This window comes from Neisseria sp. P0021.S006, from assembly GCF_051956895.1.
On sequence record NZ_JBQCWZ010000730.1, the window covers coordinates 1 to 701 of the forward strand.

Annotated in this window: 1 protein-coding gene and 1 pseudogene; both read left to right on the plus strand. The window is 47.9% G+C overall.

Annotation, left to right across the window (positions count from 1 at the left end):
• Positions 1-214: pseudogene (locus ACTHUM_RS16750) on the plus strand (dethiobiotin synthase); the annotation flags it as partial.
• Positions 204-698 carry a chorismate--pyruvate lyase family protein gene (locus ACTHUM_RS16755; protein ID WP_107791959.1) on the plus strand — a complete coding sequence of 165 codons (495 nt, stop codon included), beginning with the start codon at positions 204-206 and terminating at the stop codon, positions 696-698. The pseudogene ACTHUM_RS16750 and the gene ACTHUM_RS16755, both read left to right, overlap by 11 nt.
• The last annotated feature ends 3 nt before the right edge of the window (positions 699-701 follow it).

The window sequence follows — 701 nt, forward strand, 5'->3', positions numbered from 1 at the left end:
GCTCGGCAGCATCAATCACACCCTGCTCAGTTTCGCCGCGCTTAAACAATACGGCATCCGGTTGCACAGCCTGATTTTCAACCATATTCACGACAGTAAAGATGAAACCGTTGCCGGCGATACCTTGGAATATCTTAAAGGCCGTCTGAAAGATGAATTTCCCGAAGCCAAATGGCAGGAGTTGGCCAAAACAGAGGTGGTAAATGGCGTTTGATATACCGCGTGGCACACTTTGTTCATATGCCGAAGCTTCAAGTCTTCTGCCGTCTAAGGCCGGACATTTGCTGACCGTTTCTTCGCTAACCGCTGCGTTGCGCGCTTCCGGTAAGGATTTTTCAGTCAAGCCGGTGTATTTGGGTTTGACGAAGGGTGCAGAAAACGGAGACGAAATCTTTGTGCGCGATGTTTTGCTCAAACTGGACGGCGAAACAGTAATACAAGCCAGAAGCGCGTGCCGACCAGATAGCCGTCTATGGACAGAATTATTGGATTGTGGAACGCAGCCTTTGGGTGAGCGCCTGTTTGACGGTACATTGCCGTTGAAGCGTTCGGATTTTGAGTTTCTTCGTTTTGAAGATTTCGACCATCCATCTTTCAGACGGCCTGTTACCGCGCGCCGTTCGTATTTCGATTGGAACGGCGAAACATTGGAATTAACAGAATATTTCTTATTGAAATTAATAGATTTATACCGCTAAGGC

Bases quoted from the DNA above. Each gene is read 5' to 3' on its own strand.
- ACTHUM_RS16755 (WP_107791959.1), top strand. From the start codon at position 204: ATGGCGTTTGATATACCGCGTGGCACACTTTGTTCATATGCCGAAGCT.